The sequence below is a fragment of the Leifsonia sp. McL0627 genome, from assembly GCF_058244615.1.
Window position 1 is genome coordinate 124997 of record NZ_JBZCGM010000006.1, and the last position, 23109, is coordinate 148105.

Annotated in this window: 19 protein-coding genes; 18 read left to right on the forward strand and 1 reads right to left on the reverse strand. The window is 68.5% G+C overall.

Annotation, left to right across the window (positions count from 1 at the left end):
• The first annotated feature begins 96 nt into the window (after window positions 1–96).
• The 12 genes from AC37TH_RS16655 to der all read left to right on the forward strand — a co-directional run bounded on the left by AC37TH_RS16655 (window position 97) and on the right by der (window position 12673).
• Complete coding sequence (locus AC37TH_RS16655; RefSeq protein ID WP_490765458.1) at window positions 97–1014, forward strand: NAD kinase; 918 nt, start codon at window positions 97–99, stop codon at window positions 1012–1014.
• Complete coding sequence (gene recN, locus AC37TH_RS16660; RefSeq protein WP_490765459.1) at window positions 1007–2731, forward strand: DNA repair protein RecN; 1725 nt, start codon at window positions 1007–1009, stop codon at window positions 2729–2731. Before AC37TH_RS16655 ends, recN begins: the two co-directional genes overlap by 8 nt.
• An 80-nt stretch (window positions 2732–2811) precedes the next feature.
• Window positions 2812–4482, forward strand: a complete 1671-nt coding sequence (gene pyrG, locus AC37TH_RS16665) for a CTP synthase (protein ID WP_490766075.1) — start codon at window positions 2812–2814, stop codon at window positions 4480–4482.
• Complete coding sequence (locus AC37TH_RS16670; protein WP_490765460.1) at window positions 4482–5126, forward strand: NUDIX domain-containing protein; 645 nt, start codon at window positions 4482–4484, stop codon at window positions 5124–5126. Before pyrG ends, AC37TH_RS16670 begins: the two co-directional genes overlap by 1 nt.
• On the forward strand, window positions 5123–6028 hold the full coding sequence (gene xerD, locus AC37TH_RS16675) for a site-specific tyrosine recombinase XerD (protein WP_490765461.1): 906 nt from the start codon (window positions 5123–5125) through the stop codon (window positions 6026–6028). Before AC37TH_RS16670 ends, xerD begins: the two co-directional genes overlap by 4 nt.
• Window positions 6029–6220: 192 nt before the next feature.
• A complete protein-coding gene (locus AC37TH_RS16680; protein WP_490766076.1) occupies window positions 6221–7081 on the forward strand; it encodes a ParA family protein in 861 nt (286 codons plus the stop codon).
• 73 nt (window positions 7082–7154) lie between these two features.
• On the forward strand, window positions 7155–7979 hold the full coding sequence (locus tag AC37TH_RS16685) for a segregation and condensation protein A (RefSeq protein ID WP_490766077.1): 825 nt from the start codon (window positions 7155–7157) through the stop codon (window positions 7977–7979).
• Window positions 7969–8580: an SMC-Scp complex subunit ScpB gene (gene scpB / locus AC37TH_RS16690; protein ID WP_490765462.1), complete on the forward strand. Its 612-nt coding sequence runs from the start codon at window positions 7969–7971 to the stop codon at window positions 8578–8580. The genes AC37TH_RS16685 and scpB overlap by 11 nt, the downstream gene beginning before the upstream one ends.
• Window positions 8570–9364 carry a pseudouridine synthase gene (locus AC37TH_RS16695; protein WP_490765463.1) on the forward strand — a complete coding sequence of 265 codons (795 nt, stop codon included), beginning with the start codon at window positions 8570–8572 and terminating at the stop codon, window positions 9362–9364. The genes scpB and AC37TH_RS16695 overlap by 11 nt, the downstream gene beginning before the upstream one ends.
• Window positions 9361–10449, forward strand: a complete 1089-nt coding sequence (locus tag AC37TH_RS16700; protein ID WP_490765464.1) for a prephenate dehydrogenase — start codon at window positions 9361–9363, stop codon at window positions 10447–10449. Before AC37TH_RS16695 ends, AC37TH_RS16700 begins: the two co-directional genes overlap by 4 nt.
• Window positions 10446–11159, forward strand: a complete 714-nt coding sequence (gene cmk, locus AC37TH_RS16705) for a (d)CMP kinase (protein WP_490765465.1) — start codon at window positions 10446–10448, stop codon at window positions 11157–11159. The genes AC37TH_RS16700 and cmk overlap by 4 nt, the downstream gene beginning before the upstream one ends.
• A 5-nt stretch (window positions 11160–11164) precedes the next feature.
• A complete protein-coding gene (der, locus tag AC37TH_RS16710) occupies window positions 11165–12673 on the forward strand; it encodes a ribosome biogenesis GTPase Der (RefSeq protein WP_490765466.1) in 1509 nt (502 codons plus the stop codon).
• Here der and AC37TH_RS16715 read toward each other — a convergent pair.
• Window positions 12670–14073 carry a DUF2252 domain-containing protein gene (locus tag AC37TH_RS16715; RefSeq protein WP_490765467.1) on the reverse strand — a complete coding sequence of 468 codons (1404 nt, stop codon included), beginning with the start codon at window positions 14071–14073 and terminating at the stop codon, window positions 12670–12672. The two genes, der and AC37TH_RS16715, sit on opposite strands and share 4 nt — an antisense overlap.
• 147 nt (window positions 14074–14220) lie before the next feature.
• Between AC37TH_RS16715 and AC37TH_RS16720 the strand changes: the two genes are divergently transcribed.
• From AC37TH_RS16720 to AC37TH_RS16745, 6 genes are all read left to right on the forward strand, one after another.
• Complete coding sequence (locus AC37TH_RS16720) at window positions 14221–16512, forward strand: glycosyltransferase family 2 protein (protein WP_490765468.1); 2292 nt, start codon at window positions 14221–14223, stop codon at window positions 16510–16512.
• Window positions 16512–18137, forward strand: coding sequence for a chitinase (locus AC37TH_RS16725; RefSeq protein WP_490765469.1), 1626 nt, complete (start codon window positions 16512–16514; stop codon window positions 18135–18137). Before AC37TH_RS16720 ends, AC37TH_RS16725 begins: the two co-directional genes overlap by 1 nt.
• A 239-nt stretch (window positions 18138–18376) precedes the next feature.
• On the forward strand, window positions 18377–19384 hold the full coding sequence (locus tag AC37TH_RS16730; protein WP_490765470.1) for a LacI family DNA-binding transcriptional regulator: 1008 nt from the start codon (window positions 18377–18379) through the stop codon (window positions 19382–19384).
• 109 nt (window positions 19385–19493) lie between these two features.
• Window positions 19494–20798, forward strand: coding sequence for an ABC transporter substrate-binding protein (locus AC37TH_RS16735; RefSeq protein WP_490765471.1), 1305 nt, complete (start codon window positions 19494–19496; stop codon window positions 20796–20798).
• Between the two features lie 113 nt (window positions 20799–20911).
• Window positions 20912–21913, forward strand: coding sequence for a carbohydrate ABC transporter permease (locus tag AC37TH_RS16740; RefSeq protein ID WP_490765472.1), 1002 nt, complete (start codon window positions 20912–20914; stop codon window positions 21911–21913).
• Window positions 21906–22745, forward strand: a complete 840-nt coding sequence (locus AC37TH_RS16745; RefSeq protein ID WP_490765474.1) for a carbohydrate ABC transporter permease — start codon at window positions 21906–21908, stop codon at window positions 22743–22745. Before AC37TH_RS16740 ends, AC37TH_RS16745 begins: the two co-directional genes overlap by 8 nt.
• The last annotated feature ends 364 nt before the right edge of the window (window positions 22746–23109 follow it).

Here is a 23109-nt window from a genome sequence, read left to right on the forward strand (position 1 = left end):
AAGCTTTCCCCAACCTGTCCCGCGCTCACACAGCCGGAGCGAAAACCGACAGAATGGGAAGACCGGTTTCCACCACCAGAACGGAGCGTGACGCGTATGGATGCACCCACCAGGTACATCCTCGTCGTCGCGCACACCGGTCGCCAAGATTCTCTCGAAGCAGGGGTGCAGGTCTGCTCCCAGCTGATCGAGGCCGGGGTCGTCCCCGTGCTCAGCGAAGACGAGCGCCGCGACGTCCTCGCGGCCAAGCCGAGCTTCGACGACGTGGCCGTGCTCGGTGTCGACGTGCAGCCGAGCGAGCTGGAGCTCGTCATCGTGCTGGGAGGCGACGGCACCATCCTGCGCGCGGCCGAACTGATCCGGGGGTGCTCCGCCCCGCTCCTCGGCGTCAACCTCGGTCATGTCGGCTTCCTCGCCGAGAGTGAGAGGGACGATCTGGCGCTCGCCGTGGCGCGCGGTCTCGCCAAGGACTACGAGGTCGAGGAGCGCATGACGCTCTCCGCGCGCGTCAAGCTCGGCAAAGAGGTCGTCTACGAGAGCTGGGCCCTCAACGAGGCCACAGTCGAGAAAGCCAGCCGCGAGCGGATGCTCGAAGTGGTCATCGAGGTCGACGGACGCCCGATGTCGAGCTTCGGCTGCGACGGCGTCGTGATGTCGACCCCGACCGGCTCGACGGCGTATTCGTTCTCCGCTGGCGGTCCTGTCGTCTGGCCGGGCGTCGCCGCCCTGCTGCTCGTGCCGCTCAGCGCGCACGCCCTCTTCTCCCGTCCCCTGGTGGTCGACGCCGACTCCTCGCTCGCGGTCGAACTGCTCGACCGGACAGACGGCGCCGGCATCCTCTGGTGCGACGGCCGCCGCGCGTTCGACCTCCCGCCCGGAGCGCGCGTCGTCGTGCGCCGGTCGCCCATCCCGGTGCGTCTCGCCCGGCTCCACCCCGGTCCGTTCACCGACCGGCTGGTGCACAAGTTCAACCTTCCCGTCACGGGATGGAGGGGACCGGCCGACCGTGACTGAGAACCGCGGAGGGATCGAGGAGATCTCGATCAGAGACCTGGGCGTCATCGCCGATGCCTCGCTGCCGCTCGGGCCGGGATTCACAGCGATCACCGGCGAGACCGGCGCAGGAAAGACGATGGTGGTGTCCGCGCTCGGGCTGCTGCTCGGCGAGCGTGCTGACACCGGAGCCGTGCGGCTCGGCAGTGCGCAGGCGTGGGTCGAGGGGCGCTGGCGGATCGCGGAGGACAGCGACGTCGTCGAGCGCGTCCGGGATGCCGGAGGGGACGTCGATCCTCTGGGCGCGGGCGGTGCAGAGCTGGTGCTCACGCGCTCGGTGTCGTCGGAGGGCCGGTCGCGGGCGATCGTCGGAGGGCGCAGCGCGCCGGTGAGCGTGCTCACCGAGCTGGGCGGCCAGCTGGTCGTCGTGCACGGTCAGTCCGACCAGATCCGGCTGCGGTCCGCCGTCGCCCAGCGCGAGGCGCTCGACCGGTTCGCCGGTCCGGAGTTCGCCGCAGCGGTCGACGCGTACGCACAGGTCTTCCACCGCTGGCGCGACAACAGCACCGAGCTAGGCGAGCTCGTCGCCGACCAGGAGCGACGCGCCAGGGAGGCGGAAGACCTCCGGATCGCGATGGCCGAGATCGAAGCCGTCGCACCGCAGGCGGGGGAGGACGACGAACTCGCCGAGCGCGCCGAACGGCTCTCCAACCTCGAAGAGCTGCGGCTGGCGGCGGCCGGTGCGCGCGAGCTGCTCTCTGCGGAGGAGTCGGAGGGCGTCGACGCGCTCGGAATCCTCGACAACGCCAGGCGGCAGCTGGAGCGCGTCTCCGAGCACGACAGCGCGCTCGTCGCCGTCGCCGAGTCCGTCGCGAACGCCAACTACCTGATCTCCGACGTCGCAGCCCAGCTCTCGACCTACCTGGCGACGCTCGACACAGACGGTGCGCGCGAGCTCGAACTGGTGCAGGATCGGCGCGCAGAGCTCGCGACCCTCGTGCGGAAATACGGCCCGACCCTCGACGACGTGATCGGCGCGCTCGACACCGGCAGCGCCAGGCTCCTCGAACTCGACGGAGACTCGGACAGGATCGAGGAGCTGCGCGCGGAGGTCGAGGCCGACGCCTCGCTCGCCGAGCAGCTCGCCGACGACCTCGGTGCGCGCAGGAGGGCGGCGGCCGAGCTGCTGAGCCGCGCCGTGTCCGACGAGCTGACCGCACTGGCGATGCCGGATGCGCAGGTCGTGGTCGACGTCACCAGGCGCGACGAGTTCACGGCGGCCGGTCGCGACCAGGTCACGATCCTGCTGCAGCCGCACTCGGGAGCCGAACCCCGGCCGCTCGGCAAGGGCGCGTCCGGCGGAGAGCTCTCCCGCGTGATGCTGGCGATCGAGGTCGTCATCGCGGGAACGGACCCGGTCCCCACCTTCATCTTCGACGAGATCGACGCAGGCGTCGGCGGAGCCGCCGCCATCGAGATCGGCCGCAGGCTGGCCAAACTGGCGGAGAGTTCCCAGGTGATCGTCGTCACGCACCTCGCGCAGGTCGCGGCGTTCGCCGGCAACCACCTCACCGTGGTGAAGGGCAGTGACGGCTCTGTCACCGCATCCAGTGTGCGGCAGCTGGGCGGAGACGAGCGGATCGCCGAGATGGCCCGCCTGCTCTCCGGCCTGCCGGACTCCGAGAGTGGACTGGCGCACGCGCGCGAACTGGTGGAGATGGCCGGGGCGTCGCGGTGAGATGCGCACCGAACATGCCGACCGTGGTGATAGCATAAAAGCCCGTGGTGGATAAAACAGACGCGGGCATTTCGAACGGCATTACCAAACACATTTTTGTGACGGGTGGTGTCGTTTCTTCGTTGGGCAAGGGCCTCACAGCGGCCAGCCTCGGCAACCTTCTCACTGCTCGCGGCCTCCGTGTCGTGATGCAGAAACTCGATCCGTACCTCAACGTGGATCCTGGAACGATGAACCCGTTCCAGCACGGCGAGGTCTTCGTGACGGACGACGGCGCAGAGACCGACCTCGACATCGGTCACTACGAGCGCTTCCTCGACATCAACCTCGGGCAGTCGGCCAACGTGACCACGGGGCAGATCTACTCCAACGTCATCGCCAAGGAGCGCCGAGGCGAATACCTCGGCGACACCGTGCAGGTCATCCCGCACATCACCGACGAGATCAAGCGCCGGATGCGCCTCCAGGCTCAGCCTGGACCGGACGGCGAGCCCGCCCCCGACGTGATCATCACCGAGATCGGCGGAACGGTCGGCGACATCGAGTCGCAGCCGTTCATCGAGTCAGCCCGTCAGGTGCGGCACGAGCTCGGCCGCAAGAACTGCTTCTTCGTGCACGTCTCCCTGGTGCCGTACATGAACGCCTCCGGCGAGCAGAAGACCAAGCCGACCCAGCACTCCGTCGCGGCCCTCCGCTCCATCGGCATCCAGCCGGACGCCCTCGTGCTCCGAAGCGACCGCCCCGTCTCCGAGTCCAACAAGCGCAAGATCGCGCTGATGTGCGACGTCGACGAGTCGGCTGTGGTGAACGCGATCGACGTGCCGAGCATCTACGACATCCCCACGATGCTGCACGACCAGGGCCTCGACGCGTACATCATCGACCAGCTCGGCCTCGACAAGGCCAACGACGTCGACTGGGACGGCTGGAGCGACCTGCTCGACGCCGTCCACGACCCGAAGCACGAGGTCACCATCGGCCTGGTCGGCAAGTACATCGACCTCCCGGATGCGTACCTCTCGGTCACCGAGGCGCTGCGAGCGGGCGGTTTCGCGCACAACACCAAGGTGCACCTCAAGTGGATCGCCTCCGACGAGTGCCAGACTCCGGAGGGCGCCGCGGCCCAGCTGAGCGACGTCGACGCGATCTGCGTGCCGGGCGGCTTCGGCGTCCGCGGCATCGAGGGCAAGCTCGGCGCGCTGCGGCTGGCCCGCGAGAACGGCATCCCGGCTCTCGGCCTGTGCCTCGGCCTGCAGTGCATGGTCATCGAATACGCCCGCCACGAGGCCGGCCTCGCCGGTGCGTCGTCGTCGGAGTTCGATCCGGACACCGAGTTCCCGGTCATCGCCACGATGGCCGAGCAGGTGGAGATCATCGCAGGTGGCGACCTCGGCGGCACCATGCGCCTCGGCCTCTACCCCGCGCTGCTCGCCGAAGGCTCGATCGTCTCCGAGCTCTACGGAGCGCCCGAGGCGTCGGAGCGTCACCGTCACCGCTACGAGGTGAACAACAACTATCGTGAGCAGATCGCCGACGCCGGCCTCTGGTTCTCCGGCACGTCGCCGGACGGCCACCTGGTCGAATACGTCGAGCTGCCGCGCGACGTGCACCCGTTCTACGTCGGCACGCAGGCCCACCCGGAGCTTCGGTCGCGGCCGAACCGCGCGCACCCGCTGTTCCGCGGGCTCGTCGGCGCCGCCCTCGACCGGCAGAAGGCCAGCATGTTGTTCGAAGTGGCCGCGGACGCCTGATGACGGCGGAGCCGACCGCGCAGGACCAGCTCACCGACGACCCGTTCTCCCCGGAGATCGTGGCGTCGGAGACGGTGTTCACCGGGCGCGTCTGGAATGTGCGGCACGAGACGTTCCGCTACAACGGCCAGGAGATCGGCCGTGACTTCGTCGACCACACCGGCGCTGTCGCGATCCTCGCGCTCGACGACCAGGACAGGGTGCTGCTGATCAAGCAGTACCGGCATCCTGTGCGCTACCGCGACTGGGAGATCCCGGCCGGTCTGCTCGACGTGCGCGGCGAGCATCCACTGGAGGCGGCCAAGCGCGAGCTGGCGGAAGAGGCGGACGTCGAGGCCGACGAGTGGAATGTGCTGTCCGAGTTCTACACGAGCCCCGGCGGAAGCGACGAGGCGATCAGGATCTACCTCGCCAGGGGGCTGCGGCCGACGGCCGAGGCGTTCCAGCGCGTCGACGAGGAGGCCGACATCGAGGTGCGCTGGGTGCCGCTCGACGAGGTGGTGGATGCGGTGCTCGCGCGCCGCGTCCAGAACCCGTCGCTGACGATCGGCGTGATGGCGGCGCACCTCGGCAGGCAGCGCGACTGGGCGCAGCTCGGGGCCGGCGACCTGCCGTGGCCGCGGCACCCGAAGCTCGGGGCATGACCGTCGAGACGGCCGCCGACTCCTATCTGCGGCACGTCTCGATCGAGCGCGGCCTGTCGGCGAACACCGTCGCCGCCTACCGTCGCGACCTCGGCGTGTACACGTCCTGGCTGACCTCCCGCGAGGTCACGTCACCGTCGGAGATCACAACACCGCTGATCTCCGAGTTCACCGTGCACCTCGGCTCGCGGGCGGAGTCTCCGCTGACCGCGTCGTCGCTGGCCAGGATGCTCTCGACCGTCCGCGGCTTCCACCGGTTCCTCCTCGACGAGGGCATCGTGGAGAGGGACGTCGCCCACGAGCTCAAGCCGCCGAAGCTCGCCAGCCGTCTGCCGAAGGCGATCAGCGTCGACCAGGTGTCGGCGCTGCTCGCCGCGACGGACGGCGACGACATCGCGTCGCTGCGCGACAAGGCGCTGCTCGAACTGCTGTATGCGACCGGCGCGCGCGTCAGCGAGGCCGTGAACCTCAACGTTGACGATGTCATCGACGACGACATCGTGCGGCTGACCGGCAAGGGCAGCAAGCAGCGCATCGTGCCGCTCGGCAGCTACGCCAGGACGGCTATCGACACCTACCTGGTGCGCGCTCGGCCAGCGCTGTCGCTGAAGGGCAGGGCGACGCCCGCTCTCTTCCTCGGGATGCGCGGCGCCAGGCTCTCCCGTCAGAACGCCTGGCTGATCATCCGGTCGGCGGCGGAGCGCGCGCAGCTCGGCGTCGAGGTCTCGCCGCACACACTCCGCCACTCGTTCGCCACGCACCTCCTGGCCGGGGGCGCTGACGTCCGCGTCGTGCAGGAGCTCCTGGGGCATTCGTCGGTCGCGACCACGCAGCTCTACACGCTGGTCACCGCCGACACGCTCCGCGACGTCTACACGTCGGCGCACCCCCGCGCGCGCTGAGCGCGCGATTCGTGCGAAACGTGCGGTGCACGCCGCGCGCACCGCACCTTTGGCACGAGCGGACAGCGGCGGTGCGGCCCGCGAGATGGGGGTTGCGTCGGTAGGATGGGCAACTGACGCAGGACGGCGACAAAGGGAACGAGGAACACGCAGGTGACGCGCAACGACGAGGTCAGAACCCAGCTTCCGGGCATGGATGACACGTCCATCGCCGTGGCCCTCGGACCGACGGGCCGCCCGCTGCGGCCGTTCCCGATCCCTCCGGTGCTGAAGGGCCACGGCCCGGCGCGCATCGTCGCGCTGTGCAACCAGAAGGGCGGCGTCGGCAAGACGACGACCAGCATCAACCTGGGCGCGACGCTCGCCGAATACGGCCGCCGCGTGCTCGCCATCGACTTCGACCCGCAGGGCGCGCTGTCCGCCGGGCTCGGGGCGCAGACGCACGACGTCACCACCATCTACGACCTCCTGCTGTCGCGCTCGAAAGACCCGGCAGAGGCCATCCAGAAGACCGGCGTGACCGGGCTCGACATCATCCCGGCCAACATCGACCTGTCCGCGGCCGAGGTGCACCTCGTCAACGAGGTCGCCCGCGAGCAGATCCTCGCGAGCGTGCTGCGCAAGGTGAGCGCCGACTACGACGTGATCCTGATCGACTGCCAGCCGTCGCTCGGCATCCTCACGGTGAACGCGCTGACCGCAGCGCACGGCGTGCTGATCCCGCTCGAGTGCGAGTATTTCGCACTGCGCGGCGTCGCCCTGCTGATCGAGACCATCGACAAGGTGCGCGAGCGTCTCAACCCGGCGATCGAGTTGGACGGCATCCTGGCCACCATGTACGACTCCCGCACGCTGCACTCGCGCGAGGTGCTCGAACGGGTCGTCGACGCGTTCGGCGACCAGGTGCTCGAGACGGTGATCTCCCGCACGGTGAAGTTCCCGGATGCGTCGGTCGCCGCCACCCCGATCACCCAGTTCGCGCCAGAGCACGCGGCGGCGGAGGCGTACCGCCAGCTGGCGAGGGAACTGATCGCGCGTGGCGCCGTCGCCTAGGTCCGCCGGCAGCGAGCACGAGGCGGACGCCGCCGACATCCGGGTGACCGCCGAGATCAGCGTCGCCGACGCCATCCCGTCGGCCGAGCCTGCCGCGCCGGCCGACCCGGCCGCTCCGGCGACGTTCCGCGTCGCCCTCGGCTCCTTCGAGGGGCCGTTCGACCTGTTGCTGTCGCTCATCGCCAAGCATGAACTTGACATCACCGAGATCTCGCTCAGCCGGGTCACCGACGAGTTCATCGCCTACCTGCGCGCGCTCGACTCGGAGGACAGCCTGGACGAGGCGAGCGAGTTCCTGCTTGTCGCCGCGACGCTGCTCGACCTCAAGGTGGCGGGGCTGCTGCCGCAGGGCGAGCTGGTGGACGCGGAGGACGTCGCCATGCTCGAAGCCCGCGACCTGCTCTTCGCCCGGCTGTTGCAATATCGCGCGTTCAAGGAGGCGTCCGCCTGGTTCCAGGCTGGGATGGAGGCGGAGGCCACCCGCCACACGCGCACCGTCCGGCTGGAGGACAAGTACCGGCAGCGCACGCCGGAGCTGGTGTGGACGCTGTCCGCCGACGACTTCGCCGCCATCGCGACCTTCGCGCTCACCCCGCGCGAGATCCCGGTGGTCGGGCTCGACCACCTGCACGCGCCGCTCATCAGCATCCGGGAGCAGGCTGCCTTCGTGGTCGGGATGCTGCGGTCGGGGGAGACCGTGTCGTTCCGGCAGCTGGTGGCCGGCGCCGACCTCAAGGGGGTCGTGATCGCCCGCTTTCTGGCGGTCCTGGAGCTGTACCGGCACGCGGCGATCGCGTTCGAGCAGCTCGAACCACTCGGTGAGTTGACGCTCCGCTGGACGGCGGAGCACTGGTCGGAGGAGAATCTGTCGAATTTGGGAGCGGACTATGACGGTTGAAGATACGGCGCAGGTGACCGAGGAGTCCCGTCCCGCCCTGCCGGACGGCGTCGCCGTCGAGCGTGCCATCGAGGCCATCCTGATGGTCGCCGACGAGCCGATGAGCGTCGTCGCCATCGCCACCGCCGTCTCCGTGCCGGTCAAGCGCGTCCGGGCGGCAGTGGATGCGCTGGTCGCCGACTTCGACGGAGCGGACGGCGGCGTGCGGCGCGGTTTCGAGCTGCGCGAGGTCGGCGGCGGCTGGCGCATCTATGTGCGCCCGGAGTTCGACCCGGTCGTCGCGGACTACGTCCTCGCCCAGAACCCCACGAAGCTGTCGCAGGCCGCGCTGGAGACGCTCGCCGTGATCGCGTACAAGCAGCCGATCAGCCGCGGAGCCATCGCGTCCATCCGTGCGGTCAACGTCGACTCGGTGGTGCGCACCCTGCTGGGTCGCGGCCTCATCACGGAGATGTTCACCGACAGCGAGACCGGCGCCATCAACTACGGCACCACAGACCTCCTGCTCTCCCAGCTCGGCATCAATTCGATCGACGAGCTGCCCAAGATCTCCCCGCTGCTGGCGGACGGAACGGATGGATTCGACGGCGATGTCCGATAGAGACCGCAACAACGCATACGCACAGCAGGCAGACGGAAGCCCGGAGGGCGAGCGGCTGCAGAAGGTCATGGCCGCCGCGGGCGTCGCCTCCCGCCGTGTCTCCGAAGACCTGATCTCGGCCGGCCGGGTGACCGTGAACGGCGAGGTCGTCACCGAGCTCGGCCGCAGGATCGACCCGCTCACCGATCTGGTGGCCGTCGACGGCTCCGCCGTGCAGCTCGACACCTCGCGCCGCTATGTGATGCTGAACAAGCCGGTCGGCGTGGTCAGCTCGATGCGCGACGAGCAGGGCAGGCCGGACCTGTCGCGCTTCACCGCTGACTTCCCCGAGCGCCTGTTCAACGTCGGGCGACTGGATGCGGAGACCTCGGGCCTCCTGATCCTCACGAACGACGGCGAGCTCGCGCACGTTCTCGCACACCCGAGCTTCGGCGTGACGAAGACGTACATCGCGCGGGTGCGCGGCGTCGTCACCCCGCAGACCATCGCAACGCTCACCCGCGGGGTGGAGCTGGAGGACGGCCCGATCGCCGCCGACAAGGCGCGCCTGCTGGAACGCAGCTCGGCGAGCAAGGACAGCCTCGTCGAATTGACCCTGCACTCCGGCCGCAACCGGATCGTGCGGCGCATGATGGCCGAGGTGGGACATCCGGTGATCGAGCTGGTCAGGCGTCAGTTCGGCCCGCTGCACCTCGGAACGCTGCGGGTGGGTCAGATGCGCGACCTGACTAAGGTGGAACTCGGCCAGCTCCTGACCATCTCGCGCCAGAAAGACACCGAGTGAACGACACCTCCTCCCGGCTCAGCGGGCCTGTCCGCGTGGTCGGCGCCGGGCTCCTCGGCGCGTCCGTCGGGCTGAGCCTCCGCGCCAACGGTGTGGATGTGCTGCTCGCCGATGCCTCTCCCGCCCACCTCCGGCTCGCCGCCGACTACGGTGCTGGGCGCGCGGACGACGGCACGACGACGCCGGCGCTGATCGTCGTGGCCGTGCCGCCGGACCTCGTGGCGCAGGTGGTGCTGGCCGAGCTGGCCGCGCATCCGGACGCGGTGGTCACCGATGTCGCGAGCGTTAAGGTCGCTCCGCTGTCCGAACTCGAAGCGTCGGGCGTCGACCTGTCCAGGTACGTCGGATCGCACCCGCTTGCCGGGAGGGAGCGCGGCGGCCCGAGCTCCGCGCGCGCCGACCTGTTCGTCGGTCGCCCGTGGGTGGTCTGCGCCAGGCCGGAGAATGACAGGGCCGCAGTCTCCCTGGTCGAGTCGCTCATCCTGGATCTCGGCGCGACGCCGATCGAGATGGGGCCGACCGAGCACGACGCCGCCGTCGCGCTCGTCTCGCACACCCCGCAACTCGTCGCGAGCCTGATGGCCAAGCGCCTCTCCGGCGCGACAGACGCCTCTCTCGCGCTCGCCGGTCAGGGCCTGCGCGACGTGACGCGCATCGCGGGCAGCGAACCCGAACTCTGGGTGCAGATCCTCGGAGCGAACGCGCCCGCCGTCGTGGAGATCCTGCACGCGTACCGCGACGACCTCGACAGGGTGCTCGTCGCGCTCGGCGACATCGACGCGTCCGGTGCCAGGCGCACCATCGCGGAGGAGATCGCCGGAGGCAACCTCGGCGTCTCCCGGCTGCCGGGCAAGCACGGCCAGGACAAGCGGTACTCCTCGATCGTCGTCATGGTCGACGACCGGCCGGGGGAGCTCGCCAGACTGCTCACCGAGCTCGGCGAGATCGGGGTGAACCTCGAAGACCTTCGACTGGAGCACTCGCCGGGAGCGCAGGTCGGTCTCGCAGAGATCGCCGTCCTGCCCGAGGTGCTGCAGCGCACGATCGACGACCTGACGGACAGAGGATGGAGGTTCGCCGGATGACAGCGACCCACGACACGACGGCAAGCGACAACGACCGGATCCCCACCGTCGTCGCCGTCGACGGCCCGGCCGGCAGCGGCAAGTCGAGCGTCAGCAAGGCCGCGGCCCGCTCCCTCGGCTTCGCCTACCTCGACACCGGAGCCGCCTACCGCGCGCTGAGCTGGTTCGTCGTCGCCCGCGAGCTCGACCCGACAGACTCGGACGCGGTGGTCGATGCGCTGCCGGACTTCGACTACCGCATCGGAACCGACCCGGACACCTACCAGGTGTTCGTCGGCGACCACGACGTCACCGACGCGATCCGGGAGCCGGAGGTGACCGCCGTCGTGAGCGCCATCGCCCGCGTTCCGGAGGTGCGGAGCTTCCTCACCGACCTGTTCCGACGCACCATGCGGCAGACCGAGAAGCCGGGCATCGTGGTGGAGGGTCGGGACATCACGACGGTGGTGGCGCCGGATGCTCCGGTGCGCATCCTGCTGACTGCCAGCGAAGCGGCTAGAATAGCCAGGCGTTCCGCGGAACTCGTCGGCCACTCCGCCGCCCATGTCGGTGAGCAGCTGCACCGCCGCGACCTGGCTGACTCCCGGGTCGTCGACTTCATGAACGCCGCCGACGGTGTGACCACCGTCGATTCAACCGATCTCGACTTCGAGCAGACCGTGGCCGCGGTCATCGACGTCGTACAGACCGAAATCCGGAAAGGCGCCTGACGCGCATGTCTGACAAAGAACTTGAGGAGCCCCAGGGCGCCGACGACCTCGTCGAGCGACTCTCGGAGCTCGACGAGGAGCTGGCAACGCAGCGCGCCGCCGCCCTCCGCACCGGGCTGGACGACTACGAGCTGGACGAGGGCGACCTCGACATCCTCGAGACCGTCAGCGAAGACCCCGACGCGATCACCTACCTCCCCGCCCTTCCGGTGCTCGCCATCGTGGGACGCCCCAACGTGGGCAAGTCGGCGCTGGTCAACCGCATCCTGGGCCGCCGCGAGGCCGTCGTTGAGGACACCCCCGGTGTCACCCGCGACCGCGTCTCGTACCAGGCGGAGTGGAACGGCCGCCGGTTCACGATCGTGGACACCGGTGGCTGGGAGCCGGACGCCAAGGGCATCGACGCCTCCGTCGCCGCCCAGGCAGAGATCGCGATCGACCTCGCGGACGCCGTGCTGTTCGTCGTCGACGCGAACGTCGGAGCGACGGCGACCGACGAGCATGTCGTGCGGATGCTCCGCAAGAGCGACAAGCCGGTCTTCCTCGCCGCCAACAAGGTAGACGACCTGCGCCAGGAGCCGCATGCGACCGAGCTCTGGTCGCTCGGCCTCGGCGAGCCGCGCCCGGTCTCCGCGCTGCACGGCCGCGGCGTCGCCGACCTGCTCGACGACATCCTGAAGAAGCTGCCGGAGGTCTCCGCCGTCGCCAAGCAGGAGGTCGGCGGTCCGCGCCGTGTCGCGATCGTCGGGCGACCGAACGTCGGCAAGTCGTCGCTGCTCAACAAGGCGGCCGGCGAGGAGCGCGTTGTCGTCAACGAGCTCGCGGGCACCACCCGCGACCCGGTGGACGAGCAGGTCGAGCTGGCGGGCAAGGTGTGGCGTTTCGTCGACACCGCCGGCATCCGCCGCCGCGTGCACCTGCAGCAGGGTGCTGACTTCTACGCGTCACTGCGCACCTCCACCGCGCTGGAGAAGGCGGAGGTCGCCGTCGTCGTGCTCGACGTGTCCGAGCCGATCAGCGAGCAGGACGTCCGCATCATCGACCTCGTCCTCGAATCGGGCCGCGCGCTCGTGCTCGCCTTCAACAAGTGGGACCTCCTGGACGACGACCGTCGCCGCTACCTGGAGCGCGAGATCGAGCAGGACCTCGCCCACGTGTCGTGGGCGCCCCGCGTCAATATCTCCGCGCGCACCGGTCGCCACCTGGAGAAGCTGGTGCCGGCACTGGAGCTCGCGCTCGAGTCGTGGGACACCCGCATCCCGACCGGCAAGTTCAACGCGTTCCTGGCCGAGCTCACGGCGGCGCACCCGCACCCCGTGCGCGGTGGCAAGCAGCCGCGCATCCTGTTCGGCACCCAGGCGTCGAGCCGCCCGCCGACATTCGTGGTCTTCACCACCGGCTTCCTCGACCCCGGATACCGTCGATACATCGTCCGCAGGCTGCGGGAGATCTACGGCTTCGAGGGCACGCCGATCACGCTCAACATGCGCGTGCGCGAGAAGCGCAAACGCTAAAGAACGTCGCTGACGGCGAAGCGGCCCGCTGCGGCCGCTTCGCCCAACGCCTCGAAGTCGGCGAGCGACTGGTCGGCGTACGCCATCGACCACGCGGTCATGGCCGCGGGCAGCACGTCTCCCTGCCCGATGTATCCGGCGATGAACGCGGCGGCCGGGCTGCGTGAGTGCGCCCTGGCGAGGATCGTCGCGCAGGTGCGCGAGTAGTCGAGGAACGGCACGTCGCCCATTCCCGGGATGTCGAACGACGCGTTCCTGTCGCGGAACTGCCGGACATAGAACCCGAAGCCCTCGAAATTCACGTAGCCGAGGAACGGGTCGGAGACCGCCTGCAGGATGCGCTGGCTCGCGGTGACGCGGTAGCCGTGGTGCCCGGCCAGCTTCGACCTGTCGATCCCGGCGACGTCCACGTGGGCCACGCCGCCGAACTGGTGCAGGACCGATTCCGTCGCCTCCTTCACCTGCAGCACGAGCGGTTCGCCGCGTGGACCGGTGAGCACCACGATGAAGCACCGGGTGCCGACACTGCCGACGCCGACGACGCGGCGGGCGATGTCGGTGACGGTGTACTGGTCGAGCAGCAGCGCGATGTCGGGGGAGACCGTCTCGCTGTAGAGCGCGAGCACCTCTCCGACGCTCTCCTCGATCTCGGCGGGGACGTGGGTGAGCCTGGGTGGGTTCTCCACGATCCGCCGAGAGCCGTCCTCCGCCAGCTCGGTGATGCGCGACACGACGTGCGCCGAGGTGCGCTTCTCCGTCTGCGCGACTGTCTTCTTCACCAGCTGCTGCGTCGCCTTGCCGTACTGGCGTCCACCGTGGATGGTGGCCGCTTCGAAGAAGCGCTGCGTCACGTCGAGCGCCAGCGAGGCGCGCAGCCCGTCCCGGTAGCTGGCCGCGGCGAGCAGGGCGGCCTCCTCGGCAGCGCCCTCCGTCGCGCCGCGGCCGCGGGCGGCGATGACGACGCTCGTGACGAGTCTCTTCAGGTCCCACTCCCATGGCGCGACGGTCGCCTCGTCGAAGTCGTTCAGGTCGAACACCAGGCGGCGCTCGGGGGAGGCGAAGATGCCGAAGTTGGCGATGTGCGCATCCCCGCAGGCCACGACGTTGGCGCCGGAGACGGCCCCACCCGCCAGGTCGGCGGCCTGCAGCGCAGCGGTGCCTCGGTAGAACGCGAACGGGTCCTGGAGCATCCTGGCCGTGCGCAGCGGGATGAGTCCTGGCAGGCGGACCGAGTTCTGCTGCTCGAGGATCGCGAGCGGGTCACGCCGCGCATCCGGGACGTACTCGGCGTGCGCTGACCGCGGAACGCGGTTCCTGGCATCCCGGCCGAGCTGATACTGATCCCGGTCGCTGGCGACCGGCTCATGGTCGTACCGCAGACGACCGGCGACGCTGTCCATTTCGTAACCATAGCGCTGTGCGCACGACATGACCACAAAGGGGGGTTTGTACCCCGGCTTGTCCTCACTATTGTGGACAGTGAGAGCTACCCGACCGCGCGACCCGAAAGCGCGGGCTCTCTACCTTTCAAGGACGCATACCCGATCATGAGTTCTACAAGTTCATACACCCCTGCCCGAAAACGCCAGTGGGGCGCAGAGCGCCGCACCGAACCACTGCCGACCGTCCACCCGAAACCCTCCGACCGCAAGGTCACCTGGAGCCGTGTCGCCATCGTCGCGACCGTGCTGTTCTGGGCGATCTACGTCGTCACCACCATCATCCGGCAGTTCCTCGTGCTCGGCACGCAGGACTTCCGGTTCACGATGGAGGCGATCGGTTACCTGATCGTCGTCACCTTCCTGACGTTCTCCGCACTGCTCTACCTGGTCGCCCGCCAGGGAGCGCTGCAGCGGTTCCAGAAGCACGTGCGGGTTCCCCGCGCCGAGCTGGACCGGCACTTCGCCGAGAACCAGCCCTCCATCACGGTCCTCGTGCCCTCCTATGCGGAGGAGCCAGAGGTGGTGCGGATGACGCTGCTCTCCGCCGCGCTGCAGGAGTTCCCGTCGATGCGCGTCGTGCTGCTGGTCGACGACAACCCCAACCCGAAAGACCAGGAGGTCGCGTCCAAACTCGCGGCCACCCGGAACCTCGGCACGGAGATCGCCGCGCAGCTCGCCGAGCCGCGCACCCGCTTCAGCGACGCCCTGCTGCACTACGAGCTGACCGAGAACGGCGCGTTCGCGACCGCCTCCGACGCGCTCGACCTCGCTGATCACTACGTCTGGGCGGCCGAATGGCTGCACGCCCAGGCGGACGCGCACGGCATCGAGGACCACGTCGACCTGTTCTTCGCCGACCAGGTGCTCCGCGCCCTCGGCGACGAGCTCGTGCTCACCGCCCAGGCGGTCGAAGCCGCCGTCGAGGAGGGCGCGTCCCTCAGCTCGGAGCGCATCGCGCAGCTCTACCGTCGCCTGGCGTGGACCTTCGACGCCGAGCTCGATGTGTTCGAGCGCAAGCAGTGGGCCTCCCTGTCGCACGAGGCCAACAAGGCGATGAACCTGAACGCGTACATCGGCCTGATGGGCGGGACGTACCGCCGCGAGGAGACGCCGGACGGCCCCATCCTGACTCCGGTCAGCTCGCGTCGCCCCGGCGACATCGTCATCCCGGACAGCGACTTCCTGCTGACCCTCGACGCCGACTCGATCCTGCTCCGCGAGTACTGCCTGCGCCTCACCTACCTGCTGCAGCAGCCGGACAACGCCAGCGTCGCCGTCACACAGACGCCGTACTCGTCCTTCCGTGGAGCGGGCACCCGCATCGAGCGTCTCGCCGGTGCGACCACCGACATCCAGCACATCCTGCACCAGGGGATGAGCTTCTACGGAGCCAGCTTCTGGGTGGGGGCGAACGCCGTCATCCGCAAGCGTGCACTCGAAGACATCGTCGAGACAGAGTTCGTCGGCGGGTTCGAGGTGCGCCGCTACATCCAGGACCGCACGGTCATCGAGGACACCGAGTCGAGCATCGACCTCGGCACCCATGGATGGACGCTCGTCAACTACCCGGAGCGCCTCAGCTACTCCGCCACGCCTCCCGACTTCGGCTCGCTCATCGTGCAGCGCCGGCGCTGGGCGAACGGCGGTCTGCTGATCCTTCCGAAGCTGTGGCGCCAGGTCCGTGAGCGCAAGCGTCGCGGCGAGGTCATCTCCCGCACCGAGCTCATGCTGCGCATCAACTACATGGCGTCGATCGCCTGGGCGAGCTTCGGCCTGATCTTCCTGCTGGCGTACCCGTACGACGGCCGTCTGCTCAGCCCGGTGGTCCTGCTCGCTGCCCTGCCGTACTTCATCGCGATGGCCAGCGACCTGCGCTACGCCGGCTACAAGGCGTCCGACGTCTTCCGGATCTACGGCTTCAACCTGATCCTGCTCCCGGTGAACCTCGCGGGCGTGCTCAAGTCGATCCAGCAGTCGCTAACCGGCAAGAAGATCCCGTTCGTCCGCACCCCGAAGGTGAAGAACCGCACGGCGTCGCCGCTGCTCTATGTCGTCACGCCGTTCCTCATCGTCGCGTTCTCGCTGTTCACGCTGTGGCGTGACGTCAACGCGCAGAACTGGGGCAACGCCGCGTTCGCCGCGTTCAACGCGACCCTCGCCATCTGGGCCATCGTCAGCTACATCGGCATCGGCAACGCGATCGTGGACATCTGGCTCGGTCTGACCAAGCCGCTCTACGTCGACAGGAACCGTAAGCGCGAAGACGCTGCCCCGGTCGAGGTGGCGGACGTGATCGACTGGCGTTCGGTGCTCTACCACGGCCACACCGGCGGAGACCTGCCGCACGTTGAGCGCGTCGCGCTCCCCGTCGGCGACAGCGAGAAGCAGGCCGCCTGATGTCGAAGAAGAGCACGCAGCTCAACCAGCAGCAAACAGCCCAGGATGCGCAGGCTCCCGCCGGTGGCAACACCGACGGCGGCCGCCGCCTCTCTCCTCTCCGCGTGATCGGTGCGGCGCTCGTCGCCGCGGTGGTCGTCAGCGTCGGCGTCGTCGGCTTCCAGTGGTGGAGCGCGAAGGCCGCCGTGGAGGCCCAGCCGTGGTTCGCGTCGTACGTCGACGTGACCGCCACCCCGCGGTTCGCGTTCGAGAACCTCGGCACCACCAAGACCAAGGACGCCGTCCTCTCTTTCATCGTCTCCGACTCCGCGTCGGCGTGCACCCCGTCGTGGGGCAACGCGTACACGATGGACCAGGCGCGCGGCTCCCTCGACCTCGACCGCCGCATCGCCAGGCTGCAGCAGCAGGGCGGCACGGTCGCCGTGTCGTTCGGCGGCCAGCTGAACGACGAGCTGTCCGTCGCATGCACCGACCCCGTGAAGCTGAAGGCCGCGTACGCGTCCGTCGTCGACCGGTACAAGGTCGGCACGATCGACCTCGACCTGGAGGGCGAAGGCCTCTCGGACGCCGACGCGAACGCGCGCCGCGCCTCCACCATCGCCGCTCTGCAGAAGGAGCGGAGGGCGGAGGGCAAGTCGCTCGCCGTCTGGCTGACGCTCCCCGTCGCCCCGAGCGGGCTGACCAGCCAGGGCACCGACGCGATCGCCGCCATGCTCAAGGCCAAGGTCGACATCGCCGGCGTCAACGTGATGACCATGGACTACGGGGCGGGCAAGCCGGCCTCGCAGTCGATGGCGTCCGCCGCTCAGGACGCGCTCACCGCCACCCAGCGTCAGCTCGGCATCCTGTACGACCGTGCCAAGTTGCACCAGAGCGACCCGAGCCTGTGGTCGAAGCTCGGCGCCACCCCGATGATCGGCCAGAACGACGTCGAGAAGGAGGTCTTCTCGCTCGCGGACGCCAAGACGCTCAACGCGTGGGCGGTCTCCAAGGGCGTCGGCCGGATATCGATGTGGTCGGCGAACCGCGACAAGACCTGCGGGTCGAACTACGTGGACACCACCGTCGTCTCCGACGCGTGCAGTGGCGTGAAGCAGGGCAAGCAGACCTTCGCTGGCCTGCTGTCCACAGGCTTCAACGGTCACATCTCGCTCGGCGAATCGGCCGTCACCACCCCCGAGCCCGTTTCGACCGCGACCAAGGACGACCCGGCGTCGTCCCCATACGCGATCTGGACCACGACCAACTCGTACCTCAAGGGCACGAAGGTGGTCTGGCACCACAACGTCTACGTCGCCAAGTGGTGGACGAAGGGCGATGTGCCGGACAACCCCGTTCTGAACGCCTGGGAGACCCCGTGGGACCTCGTCGGCCCCGTGCTCCCCGGCGAGACGCCCATCCCGCAGCCGACCGTGCCCGCCGGGACGTATCCGGAGTGGACCGGCGCCGCCCAGTTCGACAAGGGCGCGCGCGTCCTGTTCGACGGCGTCCCGTTCGAGGCCAAGTGGTGGACGCAGGGCGACAGCCCGGAGGCCGCCAGCTCCAACCCGGACGCGTCGCCGTGGGCCCCGCTCACGCAGGACGAGATCGACACCATTCTGGGCGGCGCCACCGCCGCTCAGTGAGACTCGGCGGCGGGATGCAGATTCCCCCCTGAACGCATCCCGTCGCCGACCAGACCCGGACCCCCGCTGCGGGGCGGAGGTTCTGGGCATCCAGTGGACACGGCACACTGTCGGGTCGTGTCCGCTGGCGAGAGTGCCGGTGCGAGCCGGGCGGACTTTCGGGTAGCGAGCCCGTGAGTGACCGCCGGCACTCTCGCATCCACCGCGGTGGGTACTGTTGAGGCGGGAAGGAGAGCGACGTGGGTCGTGTGACGATCTCGGGCCTCGCCGCCCAGTTGAAGCTGTCGAAGGCGTCGGTCTCCTATGCGCTCAACGGGCAGCCCGGCGTGAGCGACGAGACGCGCAAGCGCGTGCTCGATCTCGCCGCCGACCTGGGCTGGCATCCGAGCGCGAGCGCCCGCGCGCTGTCGCGGTCCCGCACCGACGCGATCGGCATCGTGCTGCGCCGCGATCCGAGCCTGCTGGGAACGGAGCCGTTCTACATGAGCCTGCTCGCCGGGGTGGAGAGCGTGCTCGCCGAGACCGACCAGGCGCTGCTGCTTCGGATGGTCGGAACCGGCGTCGGCCAGGACCTCGACACCTACCGGCGCTGGAGCGCGCAGGGCAGGGTGGACGGCGTGATGCTGTTCGACATCACGATCGACGACCCCCGGCCGGCCCTTCTCGACCAGCTCGGCCTCGACTTCGTGCTGCACGGCAACCGCGCAGACGTCGCGCCGGGCAGGGTGCTGCTCTACGACGCCCGGGGAGACTCCGCCCTGATGATCGGCGACCTTGCGCGGCTGGGGCACCGCAGGGTGCTGCACATCGCTGGCCCGCTCGAGTTCGAGCACGAGCTCGACCGGCGCAGCTCCATCGAGGCCGAGGCGTTCGCGCGCGGCATCAGCACGGTGTTCGCCTCCTCCGACTACTCGGTGGAGGCGGGGGAGCGCATCGTGGTCGAGCGGCTCGCCGCTGACGAGACCATCACCGCGGTCATCACCTCGAACGACATGCTCGCCCTCGGAGCCGCGACCGGCTTCGAGCGCATCGGCCGGCCGGACATCGCACTGATCAGCTGGGACGACTCGCTGGTCTGCCGCCTCGGCTCCCGCCCGATCACCGCGCTGGCCCGTTTTCCGGAGGAGCAGGGCAGGCGCAGCACGCGGATGCTGCTGGATGCGCTGGCCGGTGCCCCGTCCACCGTCACCACCGCGGCGCCGAGCGAACTCGTGGTCCGCTCCACGAGCATCCCGGCCACGTTGTAGCGGATCAGACGATGCAGAATCGTTTCTCGAACCCCCTTGACAACTGAACCGGTTCAGTTAGCGTAGTGGTCGTGGTGTGTGGCCACGACCAAGAGACAAGGGAGTCACTATGAAGAAACGCGCCATTCTCGCGGGCGCCATCGCCGCGGCCGTCGCGCTCATCGCGGCCGGCTGCAGCAGCTCAGGATCAGGCAGCTCGGCCAGCGGCTCGACCATCACATACTGGGCCAGCAACCAGGGGACCAGCCTCGACAACGACAAGCAGGTCCTCACCCCGGTGCTCGACGACTTCACCAAGAAGACCGGCATCAAGGTCAAGCTCGAAGTGATCGGCTGGAACGACCTGCAGACCCGCATCCAGACCGCCGTCACCAGCGGGCAGGGCCCTGACGTGCTCAACATCGGCAACACCTGGGCGGCATCGCTGCAGGCGACCGGCGCGTTCATGCCGTTCGACGACGCGAACATGAAGGCCATCGGCGGCTCCGACAAGTTCGTCAAGACCGCCCTCGAAACCGGTGGCGCACCGGGCAAGACCGTCACGAGCGTCCCGCTCTACGGCCTCGCATACGGCCTGTACTACAACAAGAAGATGTTCACCGACGCCGGCATCCAGGCTCCGACCAACTGGGAAGACCTCGTCACCGACGCCAAGAAGCTGACCACCGGCTCCACTTACGGCTTCTCCCTCGCAGCGGGCAGCTACACGGAGAACGCGCACTTCGCGTTCATCACCGCCGCGCAGAACGGCGCAGAGTTCTTCGACTCCAAGGGCAACCCGACGTTCACCTCGACGGGCGCGGTCGACGGCATCAAGCGCTACCTCGACCTGATGCAGACCGACAAGGTCGTCAACACCTCCAACGCGCAGTACGACAACGGCGTCCAGGCGGTGAACGACTTCGCGACGGGCAAGGTCGCGATGATCCTCAGCCAGAACAACGCCGACTCGTCGATCAACGCCAATGGCATGAAGACCGACGCATACGGTGTCGTCCCGTTCCCGACCCCCGCGGGCGGCAAGGACGTCGCCAGCCACGTCGCCGGCATCAACCTCTCCATCATGAAGAACACCAAGAACAAGGATGCGGCCCTCCAGTTCGTCAAGTACATGACGAGCGAGTCCGTCCAGACCACTCTGGGCAAGCCGTACGCCACCCTCCCGGTGCTCAACGGGGCGAAGGCCAACTTCACCGACAACGCCGAAGAGGCCGCCACCTTCCAGAAGATCTACAACACCATGTCCAAGCCGCTGCCGCTGGTTCCGGCAGAGGACCAGTTCGAGAACACGGTCGGCAAGGCCATGAACGACATGTTCGCGAAGATCGCCACCGGCGGCACCGTCTCCGACAGCGACATCAAGTCCGCGCTGCAGTCCGCGCAGGACCAGGTGAAGCAGTCGATGGGCGGCTAGGCACCTGACACCGGCACCCGGTGCGGGATGCGCGTGCACTGAGCCGCGCATCCCGCACCGGTTGCTCACCCCCAGCATCCACAGACCATCCTCCTGACCAGACAGAGGTCACCATGTCGACGACGACATCAGCAGACAGCCCGCGCGGCACGGGAGTGCTCGGAACGGCCGCGGCGCCAACCACGGCACCACCTCCCAAGCCCAAGCGCAAGCGCAACAAGGGGTGGTGGATCCCGCTCGCCCTGCTCGCGCCCGCCATCATCTTCGAGATCCTCATCCACGTCATCCCAATGATCACCGGCATCTGGATCAGCTTCGTGCAGCTCACGAAGTTCTACATCGCCGACTGGAGCGCCGCTCCGTTCGTCGGCTTCAAGAATTACGCGGTCGCCCTCGACTTCAACGGCTCGGTCGGCGCGGCCCTGCTCCAGTCGTTCCTGGTCACCTGCGGGTTCACCATCCTGGTGGTCGGCATCTCCTGGTCGCTCGGGATGTCCGCCGCCGTCGCCCTGCAGCGCAAGTTCTGGGGCCGAGGCTTCTTCCGCACCCTTTTCCTGGTGCCGTATGCGCTGCCGATGTACGCCGGCATCATCGCCTGGAAGTTCATGCTCCAGAAGGACACCGGAGCGGTGAACCACTTCCTCTACGACAATCTCGGCCTGCCAGGCGACAAGCCGTTCTGGCTGATCGGCGGCAACGCGTTCTGGTCGATCGTGATCGTCGCCATCTGGCGGCTCTGGCCGTTCGCGTTCCTCATGCTGATGGCCGGGCTGCAGTCCATCCCGGAGGAGGTGTACGAGGCCTCGGCGGTCGACGGCGCCAAGCCGGGCAGGCAGTGGGGTGCGATCACCCTGCCGATGCTGCGCCCGGTGAACACCGTGCTGCTGCTCGTGATGTTCTTGTGGACGTTCAACGACTTCAACACTCCGTATGTGCTGTTCGGCAATGCCCAACCCGCGGCGGGCGACCTCATCTCCTTCCACATCTACAACGCCTCATTCCTCACCTGGAACTTCGGCTCCGGGGCCGCGATGAGCGTCCTGCTGCTGATCTTCCTGCTGATCGTGACCGGCGCATATCTGCTCGTGCTGAACCGGAGGTCCCGTCGTGCGTGAGACAACATCCTCGAAAGCCTTCCGCTGGGTGGTCCTCGTCATCCTCACGATCTTCACCGCCGTGCCGGTCTACGTGATGATCACCTCCTCGATGAAGTCGCTGGCCGACGTGCAGGGCGCCTTCACCTGGTGGCCGACCCAGATCACCTTCCAGCCGTTCATCGACATGTGGTCGACGGTTCCGCTCGCGTCGTACTTCGTGAACAGCCTGATCGTCGCGGGCTCTGCGACCCTCCTGAGCCTCGTCATCGCGGTGTTCGCGGCGTACGCCGTCTCCCGCTACCGGTTCAAGGGCCGCAGCGTCTTCACCACCACTGTGCTGTCCACCCAGATGTTCCCCGGGGTGCTGTTCCTGCTCCCGCTGTTCCTCATCTTCGTGAACATCAACCAGGCCGTCGGCGTCCAGCTGGTCGGCACCCGGTTCGGCCTCGTGATCACCTACCTGACCTTCGCCCTCCCGTTCTCGATCTGGATGCTCGCCGGCTACTTCGACGGCATCCCGCGCGACCTCGACGAGGCCGCGATGGTCGACGGCAGCGGTCCGATGGGCGCCCTCTGGCACGTCGTGCTCCCCGCGGCGCGCCCCGGCCTGATCGCCGTCGCCATCTACTCGTTCATGACGAGCTGGGGCGAGGTGCTGTTCGCCTCTGTGATGACGACCGACGAGAACAGGACGCTCGCGGTCGGCTTGCAGCTCTACTCGACCCAGACGAACGTCTACTGGAACCAGATCATGGCCGCCTCGCTCGTGGTGAGCATCCCGGTCGTGGTGGCGTTCCTGCTGCTGCAGCGCTCGTTCGTCGCCGGGCTGACGGCGGGCGCCGTGAAGTAGCCGCCCGCGCATCCTGCACTTCTCGCTCGTCGCTCACTCTCCGTTCGTTTCGGAAGGAATCATGGAACGCCATTCCCCCCTGCTCACTGTCGACGGTGCGCCGGCCATCTGGCTCGGGGCCAACTTCTGGTCCAGGTCCGGCGGCCCGCTGATGTGGACCAGATACGACCCGGCCGTCGTGCGCTCCGAGCTCGCCGTCCTCGCCGAGCACGGCCTGAACATGACCAGGTCGTTCTTCTACTGGCCTGACTTCCATCCCACCCCGGACACCCTCGACGAGCAGTGCATCGCCAACTTCCACGACTTCCTGGATGCGCACGTCGCCGCGGGCATGACCACCGTGCCCACGTTCCTCGTCGGCCAC